General features: G+C 54.4%; 24 protein-coding genes. 19 read left to right on the forward strand and 5 right to left on the reverse strand.

Annotated elements, in window-relative coordinates:
• Positions 1 to 90: 90 nt before the first annotated feature.
• The 4 genes from EKN83_RS20105 to EKN83_RS20120 all read left to right on the forward strand — a co-directional run bounded on the left by EKN83_RS20105 (position 91) and on the right by EKN83_RS20120 (position 2,907).
• The gene (locus tag EKN83_RS20105; RefSeq protein ID WP_025757829.1) at positions 91 to 459 is read left to right on the forward strand and encodes a diacylglycerol kinase; all 369 of its coding nucleotides are present in this window, start codon (positions 91 to 93) and stop codon (positions 457 to 459) included.
• A gap of 108 nt (positions 460 to 567) precedes the next feature.
• Positions 568 to 1,176 carry a transcriptional repressor LexA gene (gene lexA, locus EKN83_RS20110; protein ID WP_025757830.1) on the forward strand — a complete coding sequence of 203 codons (609 nt, stop codon included), beginning with the start codon at positions 568 to 570 and terminating at the stop codon, positions 1,174 to 1,176.
• A gap of 63 nt (positions 1,177 to 1,239) precedes the next feature.
• Positions 1,240 to 2,577, forward strand: coding sequence for an MATE family efflux transporter DinF (gene dinF, locus EKN83_RS20115; protein ID WP_126801572.1), 1,338 nt, complete (start codon positions 1,240 to 1,242; stop codon positions 2,575 to 2,577).
• Between the two features lie 120 nt (positions 2,578 to 2,697).
• Complete coding sequence (locus EKN83_RS20120; RefSeq protein ID WP_014882139.1) at positions 2,698 to 2,907, forward strand: CsbD family protein; 210 nt, start codon at positions 2,698 to 2,700, stop codon at positions 2,905 to 2,907.
• 49 nt (positions 2,908 to 2,956) lie between these two features.
• Here the strand turns inward: EKN83_RS20120 and zur are convergent, their stop codons facing one another.
• Positions 2,957 to 3,469, reverse strand: coding sequence for a zinc uptake transcriptional repressor Zur (gene zur / locus EKN83_RS20125; RefSeq protein WP_126801573.1), 513 nt, complete (start codon positions 3,467 to 3,469; stop codon positions 2,957 to 2,959).
• 115 nt (positions 3,470 to 3,584) lie between these two features.
• On the opposite strand from zur, the gene EKN83_RS20130 reads away from it, so the two are divergent.
• The 4 genes from EKN83_RS20130 to pspG all read left to right on the forward strand — a co-directional run bounded on the left by EKN83_RS20130 (position 3,585) and on the right by pspG (position 7,013).
• A complete protein-coding gene (locus EKN83_RS20130; RefSeq protein WP_025757833.1) occupies positions 3,585 to 4,073 on the forward strand; it encodes a cupin domain-containing protein in 489 nt (162 codons plus the stop codon).
• 172 nt (positions 4,074 to 4,245) lie between these two features.
• Entirely contained in the window at positions 4,246 to 5,556 is a 1,311-nt protein-coding gene (locus EKN83_RS20135; RefSeq protein WP_025757834.1) for a conjugal transfer protein TraF, read from the forward strand.
• Between the two features lie 82 nt (positions 5,557 to 5,638).
• Positions 5,639 to 6,634: a tRNA dihydrouridine(20/20a) synthase DusA gene (gene dusA / locus EKN83_RS20140; RefSeq protein WP_126801574.1), complete on the forward strand. Its 996-nt coding sequence runs from the start codon at positions 5,639 to 5,641 to the stop codon at positions 6,632 to 6,634.
• 136 nt (positions 6,635 to 6,770) lie between these two features.
• Positions 6,771 to 7,013 carry an envelope stress response protein PspG gene (gene pspG, locus EKN83_RS20145; RefSeq protein WP_025757837.1) on the forward strand — a complete coding sequence of 81 codons (243 nt, stop codon included), beginning with the start codon at positions 6,771 to 6,773 and terminating at the stop codon, positions 7,011 to 7,013.
• Positions 7,014 to 7,197: 184 nt separating this feature from the next.
• Here the strand turns inward: pspG and EKN83_RS20150 are convergent, their stop codons facing one another.
• The gene (locus EKN83_RS20150) at positions 7,198 to 8,181 is read right to left on the reverse strand and encodes a quinone oxidoreductase (RefSeq protein ID WP_045285555.1); all 984 of its coding nucleotides are present in this window, start codon (positions 8,179 to 8,181) and stop codon (positions 7,198 to 7,200) included.
• Positions 8,182 to 8,241: 60 nt separating this feature from the next.
• Here EKN83_RS20150 and dnaB point away from each other — a divergent pair, with 60 nt between their 5' ends.
• From dnaB to EKN83_RS20180, 6 genes are all read left to right on the forward strand, one after another.
• Positions 8,242 to 9,654, forward strand: a complete 1,413-nt coding sequence (gene dnaB / locus EKN83_RS20155) for a replicative DNA helicase (RefSeq protein WP_025757838.1) — start codon at positions 8,242 to 8,244, stop codon at positions 9,652 to 9,654.
• 16 nt (positions 9,655 to 9,670) lie between these two features.
• Positions 9,671 to 10,750, forward strand: coding sequence for an alanine racemase (gene alr / locus EKN83_RS20160; protein ID WP_025757839.1), 1,080 nt, complete (start codon positions 9,671 to 9,673; stop codon positions 10,748 to 10,750).
• 117 nt (positions 10,751 to 10,867) lie between these two features.
• Entirely contained in the window at positions 10,868 to 12,061 is a 1,194-nt protein-coding gene (gene tyrB / locus EKN83_RS20165) for an aromatic amino acid transaminase (RefSeq protein WP_126801575.1), read from the forward strand.
• A 267-nt stretch (positions 12,062 to 12,328) separates the two neighbouring features.
• Positions 12,329 to 13,042, forward strand: coding sequence for an acid phosphatase AphA (aphA, locus tag EKN83_RS20170; protein WP_025757841.1), 714 nt, complete (start codon positions 12,329 to 12,331; stop codon positions 13,040 to 13,042).
• Between the two features lie 113 nt (positions 13,043 to 13,155).
• The gene (locus EKN83_RS20175) at positions 13,156 to 13,572 is read left to right on the forward strand and encodes a secondary thiamine-phosphate synthase enzyme YjbQ (RefSeq protein ID WP_025757842.1); all 417 of its coding nucleotides are present in this window, start codon (positions 13,156 to 13,158) and stop codon (positions 13,570 to 13,572) included.
• 2 nt (positions 13,573 to 13,574) lie between these two features.
• On the forward strand, positions 13,575 to 13,928 hold the full coding sequence (locus EKN83_RS20180) for an MmcQ/YjbR family DNA-binding protein (protein ID WP_025757844.1): 354 nt from the start codon (positions 13,575 to 13,577) through the stop codon (positions 13,926 to 13,928).
• 3 nt (positions 13,929 to 13,931) lie between these two features.
• On the opposite strand, the gene uvrA is transcribed toward EKN83_RS20180, so the two are convergent.
• Positions 13,932 to 16,754 carry an excinuclease ABC subunit UvrA gene (gene uvrA, locus EKN83_RS20185; RefSeq protein WP_047957548.1) on the reverse strand — a complete coding sequence of 941 codons (2,823 nt, stop codon included), beginning with the start codon at positions 16,752 to 16,754 and terminating at the stop codon, positions 13,932 to 13,934.
• 251 nt (positions 16,755 to 17,005) lie between these two features.
• On the opposite strand from uvrA, the gene ssb1 reads away from it, so the two are divergent.
• Positions 17,006 to 17,530: a single-stranded DNA-binding protein SSB1 gene (gene ssb1, locus EKN83_RS20195; RefSeq protein ID WP_008503384.1), complete on the forward strand. Its 525-nt coding sequence runs from the start codon at positions 17,006 to 17,008 to the stop codon at positions 17,528 to 17,530.
• A 62-nt stretch (positions 17,531 to 17,592) separates the two neighbouring features.
• Here ssb1 and EKN83_RS20200 read toward each other — a convergent pair whose 3' ends face one another.
• On the reverse strand, positions 17,593 to 17,874 hold the full coding sequence (locus tag EKN83_RS20200; RefSeq protein ID WP_025757848.1) for a YjcB family protein: 282 nt from the start codon (positions 17,872 to 17,874) through the stop codon (positions 17,593 to 17,595).
• A 490-nt stretch (positions 17,875 to 18,364) separates the two neighbouring features.
• Here EKN83_RS20200 and EKN83_RS20205 point away from each other — a divergent pair, with 490 nt between their 5' ends.
• Both EKN83_RS20205 and EKN83_RS20210 read left to right on the forward strand, forming a co-directional pair.
• Positions 18,365 to 19,765, forward strand: coding sequence for a GGDEF domain-containing protein (locus tag EKN83_RS20205; RefSeq protein WP_126801576.1), 1,401 nt, complete (start codon positions 18,365 to 18,367; stop codon positions 19,763 to 19,765).
• 339 nt (positions 19,766 to 20,104) lie between these two features.
• Entirely contained in the window at positions 20,105 to 21,670 is a 1,566-nt protein-coding gene (locus tag EKN83_RS20210) for an EAL domain-containing protein (RefSeq protein WP_126801577.1), read from the forward strand.
• Positions 21,671 to 21,676: 6 nt separating this feature from the next.
• On the opposite strand, the gene soxS is transcribed toward EKN83_RS20210, so the two are convergent.
• On the reverse strand, positions 21,677 to 22,003 hold the full coding sequence (gene soxS, locus EKN83_RS20215) for a superoxide response transcriptional regulator SoxS (protein ID WP_013095071.1): 327 nt from the start codon (positions 22,001 to 22,003) through the stop codon (positions 21,677 to 21,679).
• Between the two features lie 98 nt (positions 22,004 to 22,101).
• On the opposite strand from soxS, the gene soxR reads away from it, so the two are divergent.
• Both soxR and EKN83_RS20225 read left to right on the forward strand, forming a co-directional pair.
• Positions 22,102 to 22,560 (forward strand): redox-sensitive transcriptional activator SoxR, encoded by a 459-nt coding sequence (soxR, locus tag EKN83_RS20220; protein WP_025757852.1) that lies wholly within the window; start codon positions 22,102 to 22,104, stop codon positions 22,558 to 22,560.
• A 360-nt stretch (positions 22,561 to 22,920) separates the two neighbouring features.
• Positions 22,921 to 23,592, forward strand: a complete 672-nt coding sequence (locus EKN83_RS20225; protein WP_126801578.1) for a glutathione S-transferase family protein — start codon at positions 22,921 to 22,923, stop codon at positions 23,590 to 23,592.
• The last annotated feature ends 189 nt before the right edge of the window (positions 23,593 to 23,781 follow it).

The following is a 23,781-nucleotide window of genomic DNA, read 5'->3' on the forward strand; positions in this document are numbered from 1 at the left end:
ATTACTGTTGTTACCCGTCATACTTCAGGCGGTAGCGAAACGCGCTACGGCCCCTGTTACTGACGCTCTTTTTTAAAAAAGGTTCTTTTAATGGCCAATAATACCACTGGGTTAACCCGAATCATCAAAGCTGCTGGCTACTCCTGGAAAGGTTTTCGCGCCGCGTGGGTCAACGAAGCGGCCTTCCGCCAGGAGGGCGTCGCCGCGATTGTCGCGGTGATTATCGCCTGTTTCCTTGATATTGATGCGATAACGCGCGTTCTTCTGATCGGATCCGTATTGTTGGTGATGATAGTGGAAATTCTGAATAGCGCTATTGAGGCCGTTGTGGATCGTATCGGCTCTGATTTTCACGAACTTTCAGGCCGGGCAAAAGACATGGGCTCTGCTGCCGTGTTGCTGGCGATTATCACTGCCGTTATCACCTGGGTCACGCTGCTTTGGTCACATTTCCGATGAGCCTCGAGGAATAATTAAGTCCCTGGTTTTTTGTGCAGTTTTTGGTTCCAAAATCGCCTTTGACTGTATATACTCACAGCATAACTGTATATACACCCAGGGGGCGGAATGAAAGCGTTAACGACCAGGCAGCAAGAGGTGTTTGATCTCATTCGGGATCATATCGGCCAGACGGGTATGCCACCCACGCGTGCGGAAATCGCGCAGCGTCTGGGCTTCCGTTCTCCAAATGCTGCCGAAGAACACCTGAAAGCGCTGGCGCGTAAGGGTGTCATTGAGATTGTTTCGGGCGCGTCAAGGGGTATCCGCCTGCTGGTGGAAGAAGAGACGGGCATTCCACTGGTAGGGCGTGTTGCTGCAGGTGAGCCTTTACTGGCTCAGCAGCATATTGAAGGCCATTACCAGGTCGATCCTGGTATGTTCAAACCGAGCGCTGATTTCCTGCTGCGCGTAAGCGGTATGTCGATGAAAGACATCGGCATTCTTGATGGCGATCTGCTTGCGGTTCACAAAACGCAGGATGTGCGAAACGGCCAGGTTGTGGTCGCACGTATTGATGATGAAGTGACCGTCAAGCGTCTGAAAAAACAGGGTAACACCGTACAGTTACTGCCTGAAAACAGCGAGTTCTCCCCGATTGTGGTGGACCTGCGTGAACAGAACTTCTCTATCGAAGGACTGGCGGTTGGGGTGATTCGCAACGGTGAATGGCTTTAATCTTTTCCTGACAGGCTACAGCTCCGCTGTAGCCTGATTCATTTCCCACTTCCGGTATTTTTCATGTCACTGCTGACGGCATCCGATAAGGCATTGTGGCGTCTTGCTTTGCCGATGATTTTCTCCAATATCACCGTGCCCTTGCTGGGGCTGGTCGATACCGCCGTTATTGGTCATCTGGATTCGCCTGTTTATCTTGGCGGCGTGGCGATTGGCGCGACGGCAACCAGCTTTCTGTTCATGTTGCTGCTCTTTTTGCGCATGAGTACGACAGGCCTTACCGCGCAGGCTTACGGTGCAAAAGATCCGTTGCGTCTGGCGCGTGCGCTGGTACAGCCGATGATGCTTGCGCTTGGCGCAGGGGTGTTGATCGTTTTACTGCGCGCTCCCCTGATTGACCTTGCACTTCATATCGTTGGCGGCAGCGAGGCAGTACTGGAACAGGCGCGGCGTTTTCTTGAAATCCGCTGGCTTAGCGCGCCCGCCTCGCTGGCTAATCTGGTTCTGCTGGGGTGGCTCCTGGGCGTCCAGTATGCCCGTGCGCCTGTCATTCTGCTGGTGGTGGGCAACCTGCTCAACATTGTGCTGGATGTCTGGCTGGTAATGGGGCTGCAGATGAACGTGCAGGGGGCAGCGCTGGCGACGGCGATTGCCGAATACGGGACCTTTATTATTGGTCTGTGGATGGTCTGGCGTGTGCTGGTGATGCGCGGGATCTCCCTTGCGCTGCTCAAAACCGCCTGGCGCGGCAATATCCGTAAGCTGCTGGCGCTCAACCGTGACATCATGCTGCGTTCATTGCTGCTTCAACTCTGCTTTGGTGCACTGACGGTCTTTGGCGCACGGCTCGGGCCAGACATCGTTGCGGTTAATGCCGTCCTGATGACGCTGCTGACCTTTACCGCCTATGCGCTGGACGGCTTTGCCTATGCGGTTGAAGCGCATTCGGGGCAGGCGTATGGCGCACGGGAAAGCGGGCATCTGCGGGATGTCTGGCGGGCGGCCTGTCGACAGTCGGGTCTGGTGGCGCTGGCATTCGCGCTGATTTACGCCTGCTTTGGCGAACAGATTATCGCGTTACTCACCTCCCTGCCGGCACTGCGCGAACTGGCGAGCCATTATCTCATCTGGCAGGTCATTTTGCCGGTGGTGGGTGTCTGGTGTTATCTGCTGGACGGCATGTTTATTGGCGCGACGCGCGGAGCCGAAATGCGTAACAGCATGGCTGTCGCGGCGGCCGGGTTTGGCCTGACGTTGCTGACGCTTCCGTGGCTTGGTAACCACGGTTTATGGCTGGCGTTGGCCGTCTTTCTCTCACTGCGCGGGTTATCGCTGGCGTTTATCTGGCGCCGACACTGGCAAAACAATACCTGGTTCCCCTCACGCCACGATATATCGTGACGGTTAAAGATTCCGAATATGAAACTAACAGCGGAATCCTTAACTACAATAATTATCACGTCCAGCAGAAAAGAACGTAACGGACGTTACGACCCGACGCTTAACGAAGAGGACACGATGATGAATAAAGACGAAATCGGCGGCAACTGGAAGCAGTTCAAAGGTAAAGCGAAAGAACAGTGGGGTAAGCTGACGGATGACGATATGACCGTCATTGAAGGTAAACGCGACCAGCTTGTCGGTAAAATTCAGGAGCGTTACGGCTACGCAAAAGACCAGGCGGAAAACGAAGTCAAAGACTGGGAAACCCGTAACGATTACCGCTGGTAACGCTGAATAACCCACTGAGGCGGCTTAAAAGCCGCCTTTTCTTTTGCTGCTAACGCGGCTTTTTCTTTACCATAATCGAGTGGTCGTGCTGACATGCGTCCTGATGACGACAGGCTTCCACTTCCACACACGCTGAGCACAGCCCGTGTGCTTCAATCACGTTATGGCGCAGGGCAAAGCCCATTTTAGCGGCCAGCGTATGCATAATGTCTTCCACACCTTCCGCACCTTCTTCTTTCACCACGCCGCAGCGGTCACAAATAAACATCGCCGATGTATGGGTAGGCTGATCGAACAGATGACACAGCACATAGCTGTTTGTGGATTCGACTTTATGCACAAACCCCTGTTCCAGCAGGAAATCCAGCGCGCGATAGACCGTCGGTGGCTTTGCCTGCGGCTCGCTTTCGCGGAGCAGGTCGAGCAGATCGTAGGCGCTGATGGCACCCTGTTGCAGACTCATCAAACGCAACACTTCAAGGCGCTGCGGAGTCAGGCGCACATTGCGTTGCGCGCACAGCTTTTCGGCCTGCGCTAACAGCTCTTTTGTGGACTTATCCATTTAGCACCCCGGATGTTATAGGACGGAAAACCCTCACTTTATCATGTTCTGCTAAAAACACCGAGATCGGCCAGTCTGTGCTATACCTGACCCATCGCAAACCGGGAGATAAACAATGAAAAGACCTGACTGTATTCGGCACTGGCGTGATGTTGAAGGTGCGGATGACTCGACTTACCCCGACAGCGATGAGCTGTTTTCCATCGGTGCGCCGCTGGCCCGCAAGCTCGGGCTCGGGCGTATTGGCATCCATCATGAGCGTTTGCCGCCAGGGCGCAGGACATCCTATCCCCACGCGGAAAGCGATGAAGAAGAGTTTATTTACGTGATTGAAGGCTACCCTGAAGCCTGGATTAATGGCTACTTGTGGAAGCTGGAGCCTGGCGACAGCGTGGGCTTTCCTGCCGGAACCGGCATCTGTCATACCTTTATCAATAACACGGACGAAGAGGTTCGGTTACTGGTCGTTGGCGAGGCTAACAAGAAGCACAACCGTATCTACTATCCGCTCAACCCGGAGTACGCCGCCACGCGGCAAGATCGCTGGGTAGACCATCCTCCCCAGTTTTTTGGGCCGCATGATGGAAAACCTGGGAAAAAATAATTTCCTCTTCTATAAATATTGAGGGCCGTCACAAATTACAACAGGCCGTAAGGAAGTTTTACTTAGGGAAAGAATTAGCGGGTCTTTTACTACTTATTCACAGCAATAGTTCGTTCCTGTTTGGGTGATAACAGACAGGGGTTATTTCATAACAGACTATAACGGGCATACTGTGAAAAAAAATTTTAAATTTTCGGTGGTTAGCATTGCTGTCTCCTTGTTTATGGCAAATCAGGCGGGAGCAGCCAATACCTGGACAGAATCACGCAGCGACGCAATGGGTGGCACCGGCGTGGCTTCGGGAAGCTATGGCAGTGGGGCGTTAATCAACCCCGCGCTGCTGGCAAAGGCAAAACCGGACGATGATGTGACGGTCATATTGCCTTCGGTTGGCGCGCAGATCACGGATGAAGACAATCTTCAGGACGAGATTGATAATATCAACGACAAAATTAATCACTATAAGGACGTGGTGGATAATCTTACGCCGGTTGAAATTATCACCAATCCATTAGGTTCTATTAACCAGTTCCAGGGCGCGGCAAAAGATCTTGCTGATGAGCTGGACTATCTCAAGGGCAAGACCGCACGCGCTACGGCAGGGGCAGGCATTGCCGTGAGTATCCCTAACGATGTCCTTTCCGTGGCGTTTATGGCGAAAGGCTACGCCCATGGTCGGGTGAGTTCGTCGATCGACCAGCAGGATATTGATTACCTTCGCGGTATTCAAAACAGTGATGCGGTCGCGGCCGGCGTCGCGCTGGATGCTGCGCTGAACGGCACGGACCAAATCACCAAAAACCTCAACTCGACGGCCTCTGGCCGGGCGGCAATTGTGTCCGACTATGGCGTTGCCATTGCCCGTCAGTTCGATCTTGGCGGCGTTCCGGTTTCCGTGGGCGTGACGCCAAAACTGCAAAAAACCTGGGTCTATAACTACACGACCTCAATCTACGATTACGACAGTAATAAGTGGAATGACAGCCGCTACCGTACAGACGATACGGGCTTCAACGTGGATGCCGGGATTGCGGCCGATTTCGGCGAAAACTGGACGGTCGGCGTGAGCGGACAAAACCTGATGTCGCGTGATATCGACACCAAAGATATCCGTATCCGCAACGGGCGTACGGGAGAAGTGGTGAGCTATAAAGACACCTACCAGATCCGTCCGCTGGTGACCGCCGGGGCCGCCTGGCACAACGATCTGGTGACGCTGACTGCCGATGGCGATCTGACGGAAACCAAGGGCTTCAAGAGCGAAGATACGTCACAGTATGTTGGCGTCGGTGCCGAAGTCACGCCGCTGAGTTGGCTGGCGGTGCGGGCGGGTTATCGCGCGGACGTGAAGGGTAACGACAGCAATGTCTTTACCGGCGGTGTCGGTTTCGCGCCGTTTAGCACCGTGCATGTTGACCTGATGGGGCTGTACGGCGAAGACGAGACCTGGGGGGCAGGAGCTCAGCTGAGCATGACGTTCTAAAGTCCACCGGAGGCGCTGCGCCTCCGGCTTTTCTTTGTGCTATAGTAGCGCCCCGTTTCCACCAGATGCTTAAAACTTCGCCATGTCGTCAGAATTACAGACTGTTTTTCCCGCACACCGTTTTTCCATTGCGCCGATGCTCGACTGGACGGACAGACACTGCCGCTACTTCCTGCGTCAGCTCTCCCGCCATACGCTGCTGTACACCGAGATGGTGACCACGGGCGCAATCATTCACGGCAAGGGCGACTATCTGGCCTATAGCGAGGAAGAGCATCCGGTTGCCCTGCAGCTGGGCGGCAGCGATCCGGCCGCGCTGGCGCAGTGCGCGAAGCTGGCAGAAGCGCGCGGCTACGACGAGATCAACCTCAACGTCGGCTGCCCGTCCGATCGCGTGCAAAACGGCATGTTCGGCGCGTGCCTGATGGGGAACGCTCAACTGGTGGCAGACTGTATCAAGGCGATGCGCGACGTGGTCTCCATTCCGGTGACGGTCAAAACCCGCATCGGCATTGACGACCAGGACAGCTATGCATTCCTGTGCGATTTTATCAATACGGTTTCCGGGAAAGGCGAATGCGAGATGTTTATCATCCACGCGCGTAAAGCCTGGCTTTCTGGTCTTAGCCCAAAAGAGAACCGTGAAATTCCGCCGCTGGACTATCCTCGTGTGTATCAGCTGAAGCGTGATTTCCCGCACCTGACGATGTCGATCAACGGTGGCATTAAGTCGCTGGAAGAGGCGAAAGCGCACCTTGAACATATGGATGGCGTGATGGTCGGGCGCGAGGCGTATCAAAACCCGGGCATTCTGGCGTCGGTCGATCGCGAAATCTTTGGCGTTGAAGGGGCAGACACCGACCCGGTTGCCGTGGTGCGTGCCATGTATCCTTACATTGAGCGCGAGCTGAGTAACGGCACATATCTTGGCCACATTACCCGCCATATGCTCGGCCTGTTCCAGGGGATCCCCGGGGCGCGCCAGTGGCGTCGCTACCTGAGCGAGAACGCGCATAAAGCCGGCGCTGATATCGACGTGCTGGAGCATGCGCTGCGACTGGTGGCTGATAAGCGATAATTTTCGCTAAAAGTTCGTCAAATTCACCACGCCCTGCGACGTCTCGCGGGGCGTTTTGCTTTAAGAACAAGAGGTTAAGTTTGGCATGGATTTTGTAATGCCTGTTGCATTACTCGGGAACTCGTGGGAGAGCACCATGCTGGAACTACTTTTTGTGATTGGCTTTTTTGTCATGCTGTTAGCGACAGGTGTGTCGCTGCTCGGCATTCTGGCGGCTATCGTCGTGGCGACGGTGGTAATGGTTATCGGCGGGTTATTTGCCCTGACGATCAAGCTGTTGCCGTGGTTACTGCTGGCCATTGCCGTGGTGTGGGTGATACGGGCGATAAAATCACCAAAACTGCCCACTTATCAGCGCAATAACCGCTTTCGTTACTAAGGTATTGAGGGGTTCGTCACATACTTGTAACTTTTCCGGCAGCAGGGCTTAGAACAGAATAGGATTTACTTATCGAATCTGTCACTATGGCTGCCGCTAAAGAATTCATCGAGCTGTACCCTACATACAGCCGAACTAAAAAAAGAAAGGGCTTCCTTAAGGAAGCCCAATTTCTTTTCAGGGCTCAGGGAATCAGCAAACTCGACCCCTGCGTGGCCCGGCTCTCCAGCACCTCATGTGCGCGCTGCGCATCGATTAGCGGATATTTTTGCGCCTCTGCCACATCCACTTTTATCACCCCGCTGGCGATCAGCGAGAACAGCTCGTTACTGGCTTCCTCCAGCTCTTCCCGGTTGGTGATGTAACCCTGCAGGGATGGGCGCGTGACGTACAGCGAGCCTTTCTGATTCAGAATGCCGAGATTTACCCCGGTCACCGCGCCTGACGCATTCCCGAAGCTGACCATCAGCCCACGACGCTGCAGACAATCCAGCGACGCTTCCCAGGTATCTTTCCCTACAGAGTCATACACGACGCGGACTTTTTTGCCGTTGGTTATCTCTTTCAGCCGTTCGGTAATGCTCTCTTCACGGTAGTTAATGACCTGCCAGGCGCCCGCCTGCAGTGCGCGCTGCGCTTTTTGCGCATTGCCCACGGTACCGATCAGTTTCGCGCCCAGTGCTTTTGCCCACTGGCAGGCGATAAGCCCGACGCCACCCGCCGCGGCATGAAACAGGAACTGCTCGTCGGGTTTTATTTCATAGGTTTTGCGCAGCAGGTAGTAAACGGTCAACCCCTTCAGGAACGAGGCCGCCGCCTGCTCAAAGGTGATGGCGTTGGGCAGCAGGGCGGCTTTATCCGCCGGGACGTTATGGACGGAGCTGTAAGCCCCAAGAGCCGATTGCGCATACACCACGCGGTCGCCCTCCTTAAGATGCTTAACCGCGCTGCCCACTTTGCTGACGATACCGGCCGCCTCGGTGCCCAGCCCGCTCGGCAGTGACGGAGGCGGGTAGAGACCGCCGCGAATATAGGTATCGATATAGTTAATGCCGATGGCTTTGTTTTCGACCTGCACTTCATTTTCGCCAGGCGCGGCGGGGGTGAACTCCACCGCTTTGAGTACGTCAGGGCCACCATGCTTGTGAAATTCAATACGTGTTGCCATGCTTCCTCCAGAATGTGGTAATCTTTCGACCCACTCTTTATCTCGGTAACTCCATTCACTATGGCAGGAAACAAACCCTTCAACAAACAGACTGAACCTCGCGAGCGTGATTACCAGGTCGCAGGGTTAAAGGTCCCGCCGCACTCGATTGAAGCGGAACAGTCGGTGTTGGGCGGTTTAATGCTGGATAACGAACGCTGGGACGACGTCGCTGAGCGCGTGGTGTCTGAAGATTTCTACACCCGTCCGCACCGTCATATCTTTACCGAAATGGCGCGTCTGCAGGAGTCGGGCAGCCCGATTGACCTGATCACGCTCGCGGAATCGCTGGAGCGTCAGGGTCAACTGGACAGCGTCGGCGGGTTCGCCTATCTGGCAGAATTATCGAAAAATACGCCAAGTGCGGCGAACATCAGCGCCTACGCCGACATTGTGCGCGAACGTGCGGTTGTCCGCGAGATGATCTCGGTGGCGAATGAGATCGCCGAAGCCGGTTTTGATCCGCAGGGCCGCACCAGCGAAGATCTGCTCGACCTCGCGGAGTCCCGCGTCTTTAAAATCGCCGAAAGCCGCGCGAATAAAGACGAAGGCCCAAAAAACATCGCCGATGTCCTCGACGCCACCGTCGCCCGTATCGAACAGCTGTTCCAGCAGCCGCATGACGGTGTGACCGGGGTGAACACCGGCTATGACGATCTCAACAAGAAAACCGCCGGCCTGCAGCCGTCGGATTTGATTATCGTCGCCGCGCGTCCGTCGATGGGTAAAACGACCTTTGCGATGAACCTCGTCGAAAACGCGGCGATGTTGCAGGACAAGCCGGTACTCATCTTCAGTCTTGAGATGCCCTCCGAGCAGATCATGATGCGTTCTCTGGCATCGCTGTCGCGCGTGGACCAGACCCGCATCCGTACCGGTCAGCTTGACGATGAGGACTGGGCGCGCATCTCCGGCACCATGGGCATTCTGCTGGAAAAACGTAACATCTATATTGATGACTCCTCCGGCCTGACGCCGACGGAAGTCCGTTCCCGCGCGCGCCGTATCGCCCGCGAGCACGGCGGTATTGGTCTTATCATGATCGACTACCTTCAGCTGATGCGCGTGCCGTCGCTTTCCGACAACCGTACGCTGGAAATCGCCGAGATTTCCCGCTCGCTCAAGGCGTTAGCCAAAGAGCTGCACGTGCCGGTCGTGGCGCTGTCGCAGCTTAACCGCTCCCTGGAACAACGTGCCGACAAACGTCCGGTCAACTCTGACCTGCGTGAATCCGGCTCCATCGAGCAGGATGCGGACTTAATCATGTTCATCTACCGTGATGAGGTTTATCATGAGAACAGCGACCTGAAAGGGATCGCCGAAATTATTATTGGTAAACAACGTAACGGCCCGATCGGGACGGTGCGTCTGACCTTTAACGGCCAGTGGTCGCGTTTCGACAACTATGCCGGTCCTCAATATGATGATGAGTAATTTCTAAGGAATTCAAATGCAAGCGGCAACAGTCGTCATCAACCGCCGCGCTCTGCGACACAACCTGCAACGTCTGCGTGAACTGGCACCCGCCAGCAAGCTCGTTGCAGTCGTGAAAGCGAACGCTTACGGACACGGTCTTCTCGAGACCGCGCGAACGCTCCCCGATGCCGACGCCTTTGGCGTCGCCCGTCTTGAAGAGGCTCTCCGCCTGCGCGCGGGAGGGATCACGCAACCGATTCTGCTGCTGGAAGGTTTTTTCGAAGCCACAGATTTGCCGACCATTGCAGACCAGCATCTTCACACGGCGGTGCATAACGAAGAGCAGCTCGCCGCACTGGAAACCGCCGAGCTAAGCGAACCGGTCACCGTGTGGATGAAGCTCGACACGGGCATGCACCGTCTGGGTGTGCGTCCGGAGAACGCGGACGCGTTTTACCAGCGTTTGTGCCAGTGCAAAAACGTGCGTCAGCCGGTGAACATTGTCAGCCACTTCGCCCGCGCCGATGAGCCCGAGTGCGGTGAGACCGAGCGGCAGCTGGATATCTTTACTACCTTCTGCGAAGGCAAACCCGGGATGCGATCCATTGCGGCATCCGGCGGAATTTTACTGTGGCCTCAGTCGCACCTCGACTGGGCTCGCCCGGGCATCATTCTTTACGGCGTGTCGCCGCTGGAGAACAAACCCTGGGGACCGGACCTGGGTTTCCAGCCGGTGATGTCTCTGGTGTCTAATCTGATTGCCGTGCGCGAACACAAAACGGGTGAGCCGGTAGGTTACGGCGGCACCTGGACCAGCGAACGTGATACCCGTCTCGGCGTCGTGGCAATGGGCTATGGCGACGGCTATCCGCGCGCCGCGCCGTCCGGTACGCCGGTTCTGGTCAACGGCCGCGAAGTGAAGATTGTGGGTCGGGTGGCGATGGACATGATATGCGTCGATCTGGGGCCTGACGCCCAGGATAAACCCGGCGACGATGTGGTGATGTGGGGCGAAGGGTTGCCTGTTGAACGCATTGCTGAAATGACAAAAGTGAGTGCTTACGAACTTATCACGCGCCTGACATCACGGGTGGCGATGAAATACATCGACTGAACTGACAATGAAGTGAGGCCAATAACCTCACTTCAACTTTATTAACATCCACTCGATCTTCTCCCACTTCCGGTTTATTGTTGAATTCCCTGCCTCATCGAATTCCGGAGACATCGCGTGTTTCAGAAAGTTGACGCCTACGCCGGCGACCCCATTCTCTCCTTAATGGAGCGTTTCAAAGAAGATCCTCGCAGCGATAAAGTGAACCTCAGCATTGGCCTGTATTACAACGAGGATGGCATTATTCCTCAGTTGAAAGCCGTCGCTGAAGCCGAAGCGCGTCTGAACGCCGCGCCGCACGGTGCGTCGCTATATTTGCCGATGGAAGGGCTCAACAGCTACCGCAACACCATCGCGCCGCTGCTGTTTGGTGCCGATCACGCCGTGCTGGCGCAAAAACGGGTGGCGACCATCCAGACGCTGGGCGGGTCGGGTGCGCTTAAAGTGGGTGCCGACTTCCTGAAAAAATATTTCCCGGATTCGGGAGTGTGGGTCAGCGACCCAACGTGGGAAAACCACGTAGCGATTTTTGAAGGCGCAGGATTTAAGGTGGCGACCTACCCGTGGTTCGACAGCGAAACCAACGGCGTGCGCGTTGAGGCGCTGCTGGAAAAACTGAATACGCTGCCGGAGCGCAGTATCGTCCTGCTGCATCCGTGCTGCCATAACCCGACCGGTGCAGACCTGACAAATGCCCAGTGGGATGCGGTGATTGAGGTGCTGAAAGCGCGCAATCTGATCCCGTTCCTCGATATTGCCTATCAGGGCTTTGGCGCAGGGATGGAAGAGGATGCCTACGCGATCCGCGCCGTTGCCAGCGCCGGGCTGCCTGCACTGGTGAGTAACTCCTTCTCGAAAATATTCTCCCTGTACGGCGAGCGCGTCGGTGGCCTTTCCGTGGTGTGCGAAGACGCCGAAGCGGCGGGCCGTGTACTGGGGCAGTTGAAGGCGACGGTGCGCCGTATCTACTCCAGCCCGCCAAACTTTGGTGCGCAGGTGGTGGCGACCGTTCTCGGTGATGAGCAGCTGAAAGCTAACTGGCTTGCTGAAGTGGAATCCATGCGTAAGCGTATTCTGTCGATGCGTCAGGAACTGGTTAACGTGCTGAAAGAGGCTGTGCCGGGGCATAACTTTGACTATCTGCTGAAACAGCGCGGGATGTTCAGCTACACCGGACTGAGTGCCGCTCAGGTCGATCGCCTGCGTGAAGAGTTTGGCGTCTATCTGATTGCCAGCGGGCGTATGTGCGTGGCAGGTCTGAATGCCAGCAACGTGCATCGTGTGGCGCAGGCATTTGCCGCTGTAATGTAAGTATTTACTTACTTGTATGCCCTTTGTAGGCCGGGTAAGGCGTAGCCGCCACCCGGCTTTTTTGTTTGCACCAGTGTAAAATTTCGCCCGGTGGCGCTGCGCTTACCGGGCCTACACGCCTCTTCTGTGCTTTGTGATCGTCTTCTTTTTATTCGACTTCATAAGTAAAAACTCCTTTCCTTCACCTCCCGCTGGGGTTATGGTCGGAAAGTTTTTGACCATTCGCTCAAAATAAAACGATAACGAACTGAATATTCAGGGGAAAATATGCGCAAGATCACACTGGCGCTCAGCGCCGCCTGCTTATTGTTCTCGCTTAACAGTGCTGTCGTCGCGCGCGCTTCCGCCCCGACGCCGCTTTACACCGGTACCACCGCTGCCATTCTTGCCGAACAGGCACCCATTCATTGGGTTTCCGTGGCCCAGATCGAGAACAGCCTGATGGGGCGTCCGCCGATGGCCGTGGGCTTCGATATTGACGATACCGTTCTGTTCTCCAGCCCGGGATTCTGGCGCGGCAAAAAAATGTATTCTCCCGACAGCGAAGCGTATCTGAAAAACCCCGAGTTCTGGGAAAAAATGAACAACGGCTGGGACGAATTCAGCATCCCGAAAGAGGTGGCCCGCGCGCTTATCGCCATGCACGTGAAGCGCGGCGACAGCATTTACTTTGTCACCGGACGCAGTCAGACCAAAACGGAAACCGTCTCTAAAACCCTGCAGGATGATTTCATGATCCCGGCGGCCAACATGAACCCGGTGATCTTTGCGGGTGACAAAGAAGGGCAAAACACCAAAACCCAGTGGCTGGAAAAGAAAAATATCAAACTGTTCTACGGTGATTCAGATAACGACATTACCGCTGCGCATGACGTCGGGGCCAGAGGGATCAGAGTGTTACGCGCTTCTAACTCGACCTATCGACCGCTGCCGATGGCCGGAAAGTTTGGCGAAGAGGTGATCGTCAACTCGGAGTATTAAGCCCCAGGCAGCGGGTTTGACTCTTTTTTAGTCAAATCTCGCTGCTGCGGGTTTTACCTTTCGTCTTCTTGCTGCACACTTAGAAAGATTCATCTTTCATTACGGAGCAGCACATGTGGTATCAACAGACCCTGACGTTAAGCGCTAAACCACGCGGATTTCACCTGGTGACGGATGAAGTCATCGGGCAAATCCGCGACCTGTCGCAGGTCAAAACGGGTTTGCTGCATTTGCTGCTTCAGCACACGTCTGCCTCTCTCACGCTTAATGAAAATTGCGATCCCACCGTCCGGTCTGACATGGAGCACCATTTTCTGAAGACCGTTCCGGACAACGCGCCTTATGAGCACGACTATGAGGGCGACGATGACATGCCTTCACATATCAAATCTTCCCTGCTGGGCGTATCGCTGATGTTGCCGGTACACCATGGGCGGCTAATGCTGGGAACATGGCAGGGGATCTGGCTGGGAGAGCATCGTATTCACGGTGGTTCGCGTAAAATTATCGCCACGCTACAAGGGGAATAAAGATGACAATTTCGGAGCTACTTCAGTACTGCATGAGTAAACCAGGTGCGGAGCAGAGCGTTCATAGCGACTGGAAAGCCACCCAGATTAAAGTGGGGGACGTCCTGTTTGCGATGGTGAAAGAGGTTGAGGGGCGTCCAGCGGCGTCGCTGAAAACCAGCCCGGAACTGGCCGATTTGTTACGCCAGCAGCACCATGACGTGCGGCCAAGCAAGCATCTCAATAAAGCTCACTGGAGTACCGTCTATCTTGACGGGTCGCTGCCAGGCTCACAAATATACTATCTGGTTGACGCGTCTTATCAGCAGGCGGTTGAGTTGCTGCCGGAAGCGACCCGACAGCAACTCTCCGTGTGACAATTACAGCAATGGCTTGAGGAAGCGCGCGGTGTGCGAGGCTTCGCACTCTGCAACGGTCTCTGGGGTGCCGGAGACAAGGATTTCACCGCCGCCGCTGCCGCCTTCCGGGCCGAGATCGACAATCCAGTCCGCGGTTTTAATCACGTCCAGGTTGTGTTCAATGACCACAATGGTGTTGCCCTGATCGCGAAGCTGATGCAGAACGTCGAGCAGTTGCTGGATATCGGCAAAGTGCAGACCGGTGGTCGGCTCATCCAGGATATACAGCGTCTGACCGGTACCGCGTTTAGACAACTCACGCGCCAGCTTCACGCGCTGCGCTTCACCCCCTGACAGCGTGGTAGCGGACTGCCCCAGACGAATGTAGGTCAGCCCCACGTCCATCAGCGTCTGCAGCTTACGCGCCAGCGCAGGAACGGCGTCAAAGAACTCACGCGCCTCTTCGATGGTCATGTCCAGCACTTCGTGGATCGTTTTGCCTTTGTACTTAATCTCCAGCGTTTCGCGGTTATAGCGTTTGCCTTTGCACTGGTCGCACGGCACGTAGATATCCGGCAGGAAGTGCATCTCCACCTTGATCACGCCGTCGCCCTGACACGCCTCACAGCGGCCGCCGCGAACGTTAAAGCTGAAACGACCTGGCGTATAGCCGCGCGAACGCGCTTCCGGAACGCCTGCAAACAGCTCACGTACGGGCGTAAAGACGCCGGTATAGGTCGCCGGGTTGGAACGCGGGGTCCGGCCAATCGGGCTCTGATCAATGTCGATAACCTTATCGAAATGCTCCAGCCCCTGGATATCACGGTACGGTGCCGGTTCGGCCAGCGTCGCGCCGTTCAGCGCCGTCTGCGCAATCGGGAACAGCGTATCGTTGATTAGCGTCGATTTACCGGAACCGGAAACGCCAGTAATACAGGTAAACAGGCCAACCGGCAGCGTCAGGGTGACGTCTTTCAGGTTGTTGCCGCGCGCGCCGGTGAGCTTAAGCACTTTCTCCGGATTCGCCGCCACGCGCTGCTTCGGCACCTCAATCTTGCGCTTGCCGCTCATGTACTGGCCGGTTAACGATTCTGGCACTGCCATAATGTCTTTCAGGGTGCCTTCCGCGACCACCTGGCCGCCGTGTACGCCCGCGCCCGGGCCGATGTCGATAACATGGTCGGCAGCACGGATCGCATCTTCATCATGCTCAACCACAATCACCGTGTTGCCGAGGTTACGCAGATGAATAAGGGTACCGAGCAGACGCTCGTTGTCGCGCTGGTGAAGGCCGATGGACGGCTCATCGAGCACGTACATGACGCCGACCAGGCCTGCGCCAATCTGGCTTGCCAGACGGATACGTTGGGCTTCACCGCCGGAGAGCGTTTCTGCCGAGCGGGAAAGCGTCAGGTAGTTCAGGCCGACGTTGACCAGGAACTTCAGACGATCGCCGATCTCTTTCAGCACTTTTTCGGCGATTTTCGCGCGCTGGCCAGAGAGCTTCAGATTGTTGAAGAAGTCCATTGCGTGACCGATGCTCATGTCTGAGATGGTCGGCAGCGCGGTGTTTTCCACAAACACGTGGCGCGCTTCGCGACGCAGACGCGTGCCGTCACAGGTGGCGCAGGAGCGGTTGCTGATGAACTTCGCCAGCTCTTCGCGTACCGCGCTGGATTCGGTCTCTTTGTAGCGGCGCTCCATGTTGTGCAGCACCCCTTCGAACGGGTGGCGACGTACGGAGGTGTCGCCGCGATCGTTCATGTATTTGAACTCGATGTTCTCTTTACCGGAACCGAACAGGATCACTTTATGCACGTTCGGGCTCAGGCTGGCCCACGGCGCTTCCACGTCGAACTTATAGTGTTCTGCCAGCGATTTAAGCATCTGGAAGTAGTAGAAGTTACGCTTATCCCAGCCGCGGATTGCGCCGCCCGCAAGCGACAGCTCCGGATTCTGGATCACACGATCCGGGTCAAAATACTGCTGCACACCCAGGCCGTCACACGTCGGGCAGGCGCCCGCCGGGTTGTTGAACGAGAACAGGCGCGGTTCCAGCTCGCGCATGCTGTAGCCGCAAATCGGGCAGGCAAAGTTGGCGGAGAAGAGCAGCTCTTCCGCCTGCGGGTCGTCCATGTCGGAGACCACGGCGGTACCGCCGGAGAGTTCCAGCGCGGTTTCAAACGATTCCGCCAGACGCGTGGCGAGATCGTCACGCACCTTAAAGCGGTCAATCACCACTTCGATGGTGTGCTTCTTCTGCAGCTCCAGCTTTGGCGGATCGGACAGGTCACACACCTCGCCATCAATACGGGCGCGGATATAGCCCTGGCTTGCCAGGTTTTCCAGCGTTTTGGTGTGCTCGCCCTTACGCTCTTTGATGATCGGCGCCAGCAGCATCAGGCGTTTGCCTTCCGGCTGCGACAGCACGTTATCCACCATCTGGCTCACGGTTTGTGCCGCCAGCGGGACGTCGTGGTCCGGGCAGCGCGGCTCACCCACGCGGGCATACAGCAGACGCAGGTAGTCATGAATTTCGGTAATGGTACCGACCGTTGAGCGCGGGTTATGCGAGGTGGACTTCTGCTCAATAGAGATAGCAGGAGACAAGCCTTCAATGTGGTCGACATCCGGTTTTTCCATCAGCGACAGGAACTGACGCGCGTACGCAGAGAGTGATTCAACGTAACGACGCTGTCCTTCGGCATACAGAGTGTCGAAAGCCAGTGAGGATTTGCCAGACCCCGAAAGCCCGGTCACGACGATCAGTTTGTCGCGAGGGATTATGAGGTTGATATTCTTGAGATTGTGGGTGCGGGCGCCCCGAACTTCGATCTTATCCATTCACCTTTCCCGGTTGGAACACGGATTGCCTGGTTTGTTTGAAGGACAAACGGCTGTCAGAAACGGCTAATTATGACACAATTTGACCTGTTTGAATATACAGTATTGGAATGCATTTTCTGACTGACTGTGTAACAATGTTATGTTCGCACGAGAACTCTGGAATCCATCTCGCAGCTATCAAAATGCAGCATGGAAATGGTACACTCGCGCGTTTACACTATTAAGAAACGTATTCAGGAGACACGAACATGGCCAGCAGAGGCGTAAACAAGGTGATTCTCGTCGGTAATCTGGGCCAGGACCCGGAAGTACGCTACATGCCGAGTGGTGGCGCAGTTGCCAACATTACGCTGGCTACTTCCGAATCCTGGCGTGATAAAGCGACCGGTGAGATGAAAGAGCAGACCGAATGGCACCGCGTTGTGCTGTTTGGCAAACTGGCAGAAGTGGCCGGTGAGTATCTGCGTAAAGGTTCTCAGGTGTATATCGAAGGCCAGCTGCGTACCCGCAAATGGACCGATCAGTCCGGTGCTGAGAAGTACACCACTGAAGTGGTGGTTAACGTCGGTGGCACCATGCAGATGCTGGGTGGCCGTCAGGGCGGTGGCGCACCAGCAGGTGGCGGCCAGCAGCAGGGCGGTTGGGGTCAGCCTCAGCAGCCACAGGGCGGCAACCAGTTCAGCGGCGGCGCACAGTCTCGTCCGCAGCAGCAGTCTGCGCCGGCGCCGTCTAACGAACCGCCAATGGATTTCGACGACGACATTCCGTTCTGATTTCCAGCGCGTAAAAACAAAAAACCCAGACTATGGTCTGGGTTTTTTTATGCCGGAAGGAATCAGGTAATCACCATCGGCCAGTCTGGTGGCGTGTGGCTCATCGCTTCAACCATTACCACTTTAATATTTTCCCAGACGGCGGCCATATCCAGCAGGGTAATGCCAAGCAGACCCGTTGCAAACCAACAGGCCGCGCCCAGTCCTAACAGCGTACTGATGACAGCAAGGCCCGTGTAGTCAGATTTACGAAATTGAATGTTCAGCGTGCTGGCTAAAAACATCAGTACCGCACTCAACAAAGGCCAGCGCAAGAGAACCATGCTGGTAGTAATGGTTGCCATAAAACCCATCCTCTACAAAACAGACGAACTGAATGAAACAGATTTTTTCGTTACATAAGATGTGTGAACTATATCACGTTTGCTGTTTTATTCGCCAGTCCCGGGCTGATGAAAAAGAGGGATTCCTCGCTGCCTGTAAACCCTATTCGCCTGAGAGAAAATATATCTTTGCAGGCTAAGCTCTCATTCCCCGTACTCTTTATAATGAATTCATTGAGATAGCAAAATCGATGCAAAAGAGGGCGCGTTGTATAACGTTTACAGCCATATCCCTATGGCTTATGCTTGAGTGGACAATTAATTTTACTCGCAGCTAACCTTTCAGGTTTTTGAATTTTATTGTTTTTTTTATTTATTTGTACGTATTTAATTACACACAACGTTGTTTTAATTCGCTGCACTGAGATCCAGCTTGTGGCGTTGGTATGACGACATTTCGAATCTGAAGAAAGTTGCGTCCGGTTTATCGCCTGATAATCAGCGAAAAAAAATGAAAGAAAACCGACGTGAGATTATTAATGACAGCATGCAGGCGCTGCATGCGCTGGCAAAGCTGATGCCCCAGCTTCATGACCAATGTTCACTGGCCGACATGCTGGAGACCATCAGCCGCGCCCTGGGCGCAAGCCTTGCCTGGGTCAGCGTAAATGGTGATGACGGCCTGCAGCGTGTGGTCAGCGCCGGGGAGATGACCTGCCATCCCTTCGAGGTCGCCGATTTCCTCGCGGGTACCCTGCTGGAGCGGCATCATCGTTCGTGGCGGGTGGTCTACTGGAAAGAGAACATTGGCCGCGCGTTATTTTCTCCTCAGCATCCCGGCTATGGGCAGCTGCAAAGCGGGGTGCTGTGCAAACTTTCGACCCATAACTGGCACTGCAGCGGCTATTTCTTTTTAGGGTTTGATGAACGACTCTATTCTCTGCCGGTTCTGAAAAATATTGTCGTGGTGCTGGTCGAAAAATTAAAAGACTATTTCGCGGAAATTATTGCCCGGGAGAAAACCGCCCAGGAAATGCAGCGCGTCGTGACGCAATATAAGACCCTGTTTGAACGGGCCCCGGTGTTAATGAACTCTTTCGACAAATTTAACCGCTGCGTGCTATGGAATGCCGAATGTGAAAAAGTGTTCGGCTGGACGATGGCAGAGATCGCTGAATATGCCGATCCGCTTGCGCTGTTTTATCCCGACCCTGAAGAGCGACGGCGGGTCAGGGAGTCGGTCAATGTCTCACCGCTTAAAGATATGTATGAATGGCATCCGTTACGCAAAGACGGCACCCGGCTGACGGTACTGTGGTCCAACATTCTGCTGCCGGACAACTCTATTCTCAATATTGGGCTGGACATTACCGAGCGGAAAAAAGCCGAGCAGGAGCTGGAGGTAAAAGCCACCACCGACGATCTTACCGGCTGCTTTAACCGTTCGGCGATTTTGCAGCAGCTGGAGCTTGCGCTGGCGGCCAATACCCGGCAGGAGGTTAACAGCAACTTTTGTGTCCTGATGTTTGACCTGGATTTTTTCAAGCAGATCAACGATGAGTGGGGTCACCCGGTGGGCGATGCAGCGCTCCTTCACTTTTGTAACGCGATCCGTGCGTTAGCGCCCTCAGAGTCAGCGTTAGGGCGCGTGGGAGGAGAAGAGTTTTTGCTTTTGCTCGCGCACGCTGACGGCAATGGCGCTGCGCAGTTGTCCGCCAGGCTGCGCACCTTTCTGCAAACACACCCGCTGGTGGTGGGTGAGAGAAAGCTGTCGCTGTCGTTTAGTGCCGGGGTTGTCGAAGTCAGTGGGGGACAGCGGGATACTTCAGCCTTACTGAGGCGTGCCGATAAAGCATTATATGAGGCCAAGCATTCGGGGCGAGGAAAAACGGTGGTGGCTGATTATTTATAAATCAATGCACAAAATACGCCCAAACAAATAGCATAAAATGTCATGATGGGGTTGTGCTTTTTTCGTGCTGTCACAAGTTTGGCTTAATCAACGATCGTCTGTTGTGTTATCTTCCCACCGCGCTTACGGGCTGGATAATTATTTTCCTTAATTGAAACGGAACGAATACTTACAGTTTCACTTACGGGAAAATATTATCGTCATAACGAAATTTAAGATTTTTAATACTAAAAGTCAGTTGCTAACTTCGCATGATTCATGCAACGTAATCACCTGTTTAACAAAGCATCCGGCCTTCATTACTACAGGCGTACAACATGCAGGGATATAGGGCGGGAAATGAATCGTAGCGCACGGCGCAAGATGCTCAGGGTGGTAGGGATCATCATGGTAGTTATGCTGCCGGTGATGCTTGCGCTATGGTTTGCCCAGCTAAGAGCCGTATCAGAAACAAGCGCCCAGCTACGCACCTTTGCTGAACTGGCTTTAGACAAAACCGAGCTGGTTATTCAGCAGGTTGATCTGGCCCGGATTGAGGCTACAAAATATCAGGGTGAGCGTTGTACGCCGGAACACCGTCAATATATGTTGAACGTGGTTCGTGGCCGCCTGTTTGTTGCCGATTTAATTTATGCGGAAGGTCAGAATTTTCTTTGTTCGACCGTTTTTACACCGGATCATCCCTACGCCATTCCCGTTGCTAATTACACCCGGAAACCTGACGTCGCTATCTATTATTATCGCGATACCCCATTTTATACTGGCTATAAAATGACATATATGCAGCGCGGAAATTATGTGGTGGTGGTTAATCCACTTTCATACAGCGAAGTCATGTCCGAAGATCATTCCCTTTCATGGGGAGTATACGACACGGTTACCAATGCGTTCTTTTCCGTTAGCCAGAAAGCCAACGTGTCGTTATTAAATTCGATGATTCGGGATAAGGAATCGGTATTTCAAAAAGATAACCGTTTTTATACGGTCGTAAAATCGCCCAAAAGACCGATTGCGGCGATTGTGTCGACATCGAATAAACGCTTTTATGAGACACTTTATCATCAGGCGACCCTGACGCTGCCGCTGGGCATGATCTGCAGCATTATTATTTTGCTGGTATGGTCCCGTACCCATCGTGAGCTTAATTCGCCAGGGCGTCTGCTGCACCGGGCGCTGAACAAGCGTCAGCTTTGCGTACACTATCAGCCGATTATTGATATTAAGAATAATCAGTGTGTGGGCGCGGAGGCGTTATTACGCTGGCCGGGTTTTAACGGGCAGGTGATGAGCCCGGCGGAATTTATCCCGCTGGCGGAAAAAGAGGGCATGAGCGAGCGGATCACGGACTATGTCGTTGAGGAGGTGTTCAGCGATCTGGGCCATTTCCTGGCCGGGCATCCGCATCTCTATATTTCAATTAACCTGTCGGCCACGGATTTTCACTCCTCGCGGCTGATTGCCATGATTTCTGACAAGGCCCGCCACTACGCCGTCCGTGCGCAGCAAATCAAAATAGAAGTGACGGAGCGCGGTTTTATCGATGTCCCCAAAACCACGCCGGTGATTCAGGCTTTCCGTCAGGCGGGCTATGAAGTCGCAATCGATGATTTCGGTACCGGTTACTCGAACCTGCATAACCTTTATTCGCTGAACGTGGATATTCTGAAAATCGATAAATCGTTTATCGATACCTTAACCACCAACAGCACCAGCCACCTGATCGCCGAACACATCATCGAGATGGCCCAGAGTCTGCGGCTTAATACCATTGCGGAAGGGGTTGAGACGGCAGAGCAGGTAAGCTGGCTGCTGAAGCGCGGCGTCCAGTACTGTCAGGGATGGCACTTCGCGAAAGCGATGCCGCCCCAGGAATTTATGACCTGGCAGCAGCAACCTTTGCATTGATCGTACTTAGTTCAACTGGTGGCGATAATCGCTCGGCGTGCGGTCAAACTCACGGCGAAATACGCGGGAAAAAGTCTGTTGCGACACGTAGCCAAGATCCATCGCGATATCAAATATCGGCCGCTGCGTTGAGCGTAACGCCTGCGCCGCCAGCAGCAGTCTGCGCTGACGGATGTACTCACCCAGCGTCTGATGCATAACCGTGCGGAACATTCGCTGTAAATACCATTTCGAATAGCCCGACTTTTTCGCGACCACATCAATGTTCAACGGTTGGTCGATATGTTCATCAATCCATTCAATAAGTGTCTGAATAATCTGCTGATGCGACATAAGGTTGCCCCTCTGTAGATACAACTATCTCGGTTAATTCGTCGTTTTCTCTGCGGGGGAGTATAATTCCTCAAGTTAACTTGAGGTAAAGAGGTTTTATGGAAAAGAGATTGCCGCGAATAAAAGCGCTTTTAACCCCCGGTGAAGTGGCTAAGCGAAGCGGTGTTGCCGTGTCGGCGCTCCACTTCTATGAAAGCAAAGGGTTAATCAAAAGCATTCGTAACGCCGGAAACCAGCGGCGCTACACCCGCGACGTGCTCCGCTACGTGGCGATTATCAAAATTGCGCAACGAATCGGCATTCCCCTGGCCACGATTGGCGAAGCCTTTGGCGTACTGCCGGAAGGGCATACGCTGAGCCCGAAAGAGTGGAAAGAGCTGTCATCCCAGTGGCGTGAAGAGTTGGACAGGCGTATCCATACGCTGGTCGCTCTGCGTGATGAACTGGATGGCTGCATTGGCTGCGGGTGTTTGTCGCGTAGCGATTGTCCGCTGCGTAACCCGGGAGACAGGCTGGGCGAGCAGGGGACGGGGGCGCGGTTGCTGGAAGAGGATTGAGATCGGTTTGCCGGGTGTCGGCTGCGCCTTACCCGGCCTGCAAAACCGAGAACGTAGGCCGGGTAAGCGAAGCGCCACACGGCAAAAAGCATAATAAAGAACTAAAGCGCCACATAAGGGCGCTTTAGTTTTTCCCGGTCTTTGTCTTTCACTCTATCCCGCTGGTTCACGGGAGGGTTTCCCCCGACATCAGCACCCCTCGTGTCGAGCTGGTTGGGGAGGTTCCGGATTGTGCTGACACTTTAATTCTATGCAAGACCCGTTTTTTCGCCAGCCGCCCCCACGCTTTTTTAGCCGAATTTTTTTCGCGGTGTTGTTCGATTTTCTATAGTTAAAAAGTATGAATAACAGGAGAAAACCATGCTCACGGTACACCACCTCAACCAGTCGCGCTCGCACCGCGTGATCTGGGCGCTGGAAGAACTCGCGCTGCCTTATGAGATCGTTCACTACCAGCGGGAAAAGAACATGCTGGCACCGGCCTCCCTGAAAAAGGTGCATCCGCTGGGCAAATCACCGGTTATTGAAGATAACGGACTGATCCTTGCCGAATCCGGCGCCATTCTGGAATACCTGCAGGAAACGTACGATCCCGAGTCCCGGCTTAAGCCTTTAGATCCGGCCCATAAGGTGCAGTACCGCTTCTGGCTGTATTACGCGGAAGGATCGCTGATGCCGCTGCTGTTAATGAAGCTGGTCTTTAATAGTCTCGGCAAGCCACCCGTGCCGTTTGGTATCAGAACCCTGGGGAAAGCGCTGGGGCAAGGGGTGCAAAAAGCGTATCTCAACCGTCAGCTGGAAACCCATGCGCGCTTTATTGAATCACATCTTGCTGAAAACAGCTGGTTTGCCGGGAAAGCGCTCAGTATGGCCGACATTCAGATGAGCTTTCCGATCTTTGCCCTGCTGGCACGCGGTGGTATCAGTAACCTGCCGCATATTCAGGCATGGAAGACAAAGGTGGAGAACAGCCCGGGCTGGCAAAAAACCCTGGAGCAGGGTGGCCCGTTATCTATCCCGGGTGAGGATTGAAATGTAAACACATTGCGCATAAACGATAACGTTTGCGCATCCTCTGTTTATTTCTTCAGCGTCATAAGTGAATTTTAGCGAAAAACGATAAAGTTCAGTTGAAAAGGGCGGGTATTAGGCTGGATAATCGTTTGCCTTAATTTGACCACCCGTTTGTAAGTGCGGAGCTAAACGTTTGCTTTTTTTGCG

The sequence above is a fragment of the Enterobacter sp. WCHEn090032 genome (genome assembly GCF_003986875.1).
GTDB classification, from domain to species: Bacteria; Pseudomonadota; Gammaproteobacteria; order Enterobacterales; family Enterobacteriaceae; genus Enterobacter; species Enterobacter sichuanensis.

Coding starts and splice junctions, on each gene's coding strand:
- EKN83_RS20210 (WP_126801577.1), top strand. CDS start 20,105: ATGAATCGTAGCGCACGGCGCAAGATGCTCAGGGTGGTAGGGATCATC.
- EKN83_RS20130 (WP_025757833.1), top strand. CDS start 3,585: ATGAAAAGACCTGACTGTATTCGGCACTGGCGTGATGTTGAAGGTGCG.
- aphA (WP_025757841.1), top strand. CDS start 12,329: ATGCGCAAGATCACACTGGCGCTCAGCGCCGCCTGCTTATTGTTCTCG.
- uvrA (WP_047957548.1), bottom strand. CDS start 16,754: ATGGATAAGATCGAAGTTCGGGGCGCCCGCACCCACAATCTCAAGAAT.
- dusA (WP_126801574.1), top strand. CDS start 5,639: ATGTCGTCAGAATTACAGACTGTTTTTCCCGCACACCGTTTTTCCATT.
- alr (WP_025757839.1), top strand. CDS start 9,671: ATGCAAGCGGCAACAGTCGTCATCAACCGCCGCGCTCTGCGACACAAC.
- EKN83_RS20120 (WP_014882139.1), top strand. CDS start 2,698: ATGAATAAAGACGAAATCGGCGGCAACTGGAAGCAGTTCAAAGGTAAA.
- EKN83_RS20225 (WP_126801578.1), top strand. CDS start 22,921: ATGCTCACGGTACACCACCTCAACCAGTCGCGCTCGCACCGCGTGATC.
- dnaB (WP_025757838.1), top strand. CDS start 8,242: ATGGCAGGAAACAAACCCTTCAACAAACAGACTGAACCTCGCGAGCGT.
- pspG (WP_025757837.1), top strand. CDS start 6,771: ATGCTGGAACTACTTTTTGTGATTGGCTTTTTTGTCATGCTGTTAGCG.
- soxR (WP_025757852.1), top strand. CDS start 22,102: ATGGAAAAGAGATTGCCGCGAATAAAAGCGCTTTTAACCCCCGGTGAA.
- soxS (WP_013095071.1), bottom strand. CDS start 22,003: ATGTCGCATCAGCAGATTATTCAGACACTTATTGAATGGATTGATGAA.
- ssb1 (WP_008503384.1), top strand. CDS start 17,006: ATGGCCAGCAGAGGCGTAAACAAGGTGATTCTCGTCGGTAATCTGGGC.
- EKN83_RS20175 (WP_025757842.1), top strand. CDS start 13,156: ATGTGGTATCAACAGACCCTGACGTTAAGCGCTAAACCACGCGGATTT.
- dinF (WP_126801572.1), top strand. CDS start 1,240: ATGTCACTGCTGACGGCATCCGATAAGGCATTGTGGCGTCTTGCTTTG.
- EKN83_RS20150 (WP_045285555.1), bottom strand. CDS start 8,181: ATGGCAACACGTATTGAATTTCACAAGCATGGTGGCCCTGACGTACTC.
- EKN83_RS20180 (WP_025757844.1), top strand. CDS start 13,575: ATGACAATTTCGGAGCTACTTCAGTACTGCATGAGTAAACCAGGTGCG.
- lexA (WP_025757830.1), top strand. CDS start 568: ATGAAAGCGTTAACGACCAGGCAGCAAGAGGTGTTTGATCTCATTCGG.
- zur (WP_126801573.1), bottom strand. CDS start 3,469: ATGGATAAGTCCACAAAAGAGCTGTTAGCGCAGGCCGAAAAGCTGTGC.
- EKN83_RS20200 (WP_025757848.1), bottom strand. CDS start 17,874: ATGGCAACCATTACTACCAGCATGGTTCTCTTGCGCTGGCCTTTGTTG.
- EKN83_RS20205 (WP_126801576.1), top strand. CDS start 18,365: ATGAAAGAAAACCGACGTGAGATTATTAATGACAGCATGCAGGCGCTG.
- EKN83_RS20105 (WP_025757829.1), top strand. CDS start 91: ATGGCCAATAATACCACTGGGTTAACCCGAATCATCAAAGCTGCTGGC.